Annotated in this window: 4 protein-coding genes and 1 pseudogene; 1 reads left to right on the top strand and 4 read right to left on the bottom strand. The window is 64.6% G+C overall.

From position 1 onward, the window contains the following. Window positions 1-283: pseudogene (locus DM995_RS05940) on the top strand (hypothetical protein); the annotation flags it as partial. Between the two features lie 8 nt (window positions 284-291). Here the strand turns inward: DM995_RS05940 and DM995_RS05935 are convergent. From DM995_RS05935 to DM995_RS05920, 4 genes are all read right to left on the bottom strand, one after another. Further along, window positions 292-1,245: a DUF481 domain-containing protein gene (locus DM995_RS05935; RefSeq protein WP_116968808.1), complete on the bottom strand. Its 954-nt coding sequence runs from the start codon at window positions 1,243-1,245 to the stop codon at window positions 292-294. A 39-nt stretch (window positions 1,246-1,284) separates the two neighbouring features. Then, complete coding sequence (locus DM995_RS05930) at window positions 1,285-1,761, bottom strand: RNA pyrophosphohydrolase (RefSeq protein ID WP_116968807.1); 477 nt, start codon at window positions 1,759-1,761, stop codon at window positions 1,285-1,287. Between the two features lie 17 nt (window positions 1,762-1,778). Next, entirely contained in the window at window positions 1,779-2,513 is a 735-nt protein-coding gene (locus DM995_RS05925) for an HI_0983 family protein (RefSeq protein ID WP_116968806.1), read from the bottom strand. Window positions 2,514-2,531: 18 nt separating this feature from the next. Beyond that, a partial coding sequence (locus DM995_RS05920) for an alpha/beta hydrolase fold domain-containing protein (RefSeq protein ID WP_157973275.1) occupies window positions 2,532-3,036 on the bottom strand: 505 nt, incomplete at its 5' end.

Below are 3,036 nucleotides of genomic sequence, written 5' to 3'. Positions count from 1 at the left end.
TTTCGCGGTCTATCCGCGCGCGAACGTCAAGGAGGCGGCCGGCGTCGCCAACCGCCAGTGCAATATCCGCGTGGTCAATTTCACCACGCCCGCCGCGCTGAAGAACGTGGTCGACTTCTACTACACCAAGGCGAAGCGCGGCGGCTATTCGGCCGAATATCAGCTGCGCGGCGGCGACCATGTGCTCGGCGGCACCAAGGGCGAGGCAGCCTATGTGCTGTTCCTCAAGCCCATGGCCAATGGCGGAACCGAAGTCGATATCGTCGCCAGCGGCGGCAACTGATCCGCAGATCAGAAACCGTAGACCAGCGTCAGCCGGCTGGTCGTATCGGTGGGCGCGCGGCCCAGCGCCGGGTTCGACTCATACTGGATGGTATAGGATAGCCGCGCCTTCAGCTTGCCGATCAGCTGCGAATCGAGCGCGGCGACCGAAAACAGCGTGCTGCGCTGTTCGTCGACATAGGCGCTCGCCGCCTCGGTCAGCTGGATCGTCGGGGTCAGCTTCAGCTTGATGTCGACCGAGGCCAGGCCCGCCACCACCGATTCGTCCATGCCGGTGACCAGCTGCGTAAAGCGCCAGGCCGGCCCCGCCTTGACGCTCAGCTTCGCATTTTCATCGGTCAGAATACTGTATCCAACGCCGCCGGACAGGCTGTAGCGCGCATGAAAGCCCTGGAACCTGTCCTGCTCATATTGTCCGAGGCCATAGACATAGCCGCGTTCGTTGAACTTGTAGTTCGGCTCGGCGCTGAAGCGATACTGCTCGCGCACCACGACATTGCTGGTTTCCTGATAATCCGCGCGGCCGAGCAGACCGAGCCGCCAGTCTTCACCCTCGGCGGTCAGTTTCAGTCCGGCGGCGAGCCCGATCCCCGGCGCATTGCCGGTGGTGGTGAATGCGCCCAGTTCGCCTTCGCCCGAATATTTGATGGCGGCAGCCTGTTCGAACTTGGCCTGCTCGGTCTTGGCTTGCTGGGCGGCTGTCACGACGGGAGTGGCTTCTGGGGCGGGGGCTGCGGCCGAATTGACGGCGCGGAAGGCCGCAATCTGCGCGTCGATCGATTCCGCCGATTGCGGATAGGCCTGTTTGGCATAGCGGACGACCACGTCGAGCCCGGCGGCATCGCCCGATTGCAACGCGGCATCAATCAGCCTCGCGACCGCGTCGGGCGTCTGGGCAACTGCGGAATGCGCCACGCAGGCGGACAGCACGAGCGCGCTGGTCAGGGCGCTGCGAAACAGCATGTCGCGATCGGCCTCCCGGGATAGAAACAAGGCCGCAGCCTAGATCAGCGGGCGGAACTCTTCCACCACCGCGCGGTACAACCGTCGCTTGAAAGGCACGATCAGTCCCTCCAGACTGTCCGGATCGGCCCAGCGCCAGCTGCGGAATTCCTGGTGCTCGGTCTCGATATTGATATCGGCATCGGTCCCCATGAAGCGCATCAGGAACCAGTGCTGGCGCTGCCCGCGATATCTGCCGCCCCAGATTTTGCCCATCAATTCGGGTGGAAGATCATAGAGATGCTCCTCGCGCGAGCGGGCAATGATCTCTGCCAGGTTCGGCGCGATGCCGGTTTCCTCGCCCAGTTCGCGATAGGCGGCCACCTCGGGCTCCTCGCCCGGGTCGATCCCGCCCTGCGGCATCTGCCAGGCCTCGACGCTGCTGTCGAGCCGCTGGCCGACGAACACCTTGCCGTCCTGGTTGACCAGCATGATGCCCGCGCAGGGGCGATAGGGAAGGCTGTCGAATCCGCTCATGGGCCCAGCCTTAGCTGTCAGCGGGCGGAAAAGGCAATGGAGCAATCGTTCGGCACTGCCTTGCCGCGGCAAAATGCGATGGAGCGAAAGCGGCTCATGACAGCCTCGACCGCGTCATCGCCGATCGGCGGCTTGTCGGCGTCGAAACCGGCGCTGCGCTCGGCATATTGCAGCACCGCGACATTCTCGGCATCGCGCAGCAGCAAGGCGACGAACTGCTCGCCGCGGCCCGAAACCGCGCCCGGATAGCCGCCGGCCGCAGTCGAGCCGCAGCCATTGCTCGACAGATTATATTCGGTGCCGTCAGCGAACCTGCCGCTGGCGATCACGCGCGAGAAACTGGCGGTTTCGCAGCCCCGATTGGTGTTGAAGAAGCGCTGCTGCATCTCGGCGGTGGAAATCGGGGCGCTGCCAGTGCCGCGAAAGGCCGAAAGCGTGATCATCCGCGTCCAGTTCTGGACGCTCTCCCCCTGCGGCACGAACTCCAGGATCATCTGCCGGTCGTTCTTCGCTTCATAGGCGGGCTCGAACGTGCCGAACAGATGAAAGCGCACCTCGCGCCCGAAGACCGGGGCGGAATAGGTGCAGCAGCTATCCGGATCCTTCGCCCGCTGCGTCCGATAGCCGGCGATGATGCCCGCGAAGTCGGGTGCATTGCGAACTTGCGGAGCCGTTTGCGAAATTGCGGAATCGGGCGCGGCGATCCCCAGCAAAACCAGCGCGAGCCCTGTCTGGAACAACCTGCTGCGCATCGCACGCGCTCCCTTCTGCTACCGGTTCAGCATGGCCTTCATGCCGCGGAAGATCGCATCGCAATCGGCCTGCGCCGAGGGAATGCCCTTGCGCAGGCAGATGAAGCCATGGATCGTCCCGCGCATCTCCATATAGGTCATGTCGACCCCCGCCTTGACGCAGCGCGCCGCAAAATCGCGGCCCTGATCGCGCAGCGGATCGAGCCCGGCGGTCACCAGCAGCGTCGGCGGCAGGCTCGCCAGATCGCCGAGAATGCAGTCGTTGCGGACATCGCCCGGGGTCGCGGCGTAATTGTCGTTGAACCAGTTCATCGCGTCGGCGGTGAGCAGATAGCCTTCCGCAAATTCGGTGAACGAGCCGCCGGTCTGGCTCGAATCCACCACCGGATAGAGCGGGGCCTGGGCGATCACCGGCACGGCGGCGGGCCTTGCGACCAGGGCCTGGGTGACCACGATGGTGAGGTTCCCGCCCGCACTGTCGCCGGTGAAGACCAGCCCGGTGATGTCGAGGCCCAGTTCCTGC

The organism is Blastomonas sp. UPD001, assembly GCF_003426715.1.
GTDB lineage: Bacteria > Pseudomonadota > Alphaproteobacteria > Sphingomonadales > Sphingomonadaceae > Blastomonas.
This window is presented reverse-complemented; position numbering and strand designations above follow the sequence as displayed.

Coding starts and splice junctions, on each gene's coding strand:
- DM995_RS05935 (WP_116968808.1), bottom strand. CDS start 1,245: ATGCTGTTTCGCAGCGCCCTGACCAGCGCGCTCGTGCTGTCCGCCTGC.
- DM995_RS05930 (WP_116968807.1), bottom strand. CDS start 1,761: ATGAGCGGATTCGACAGCCTTCCCTATCGCCCCTGCGCGGGCATCATG.
- DM995_RS05925 (WP_116968806.1), bottom strand. CDS start 2,513: ATGCGCAGCAGGTTGTTCCAGACAGGGCTCGCGCTGGTTTTGCTGGGG.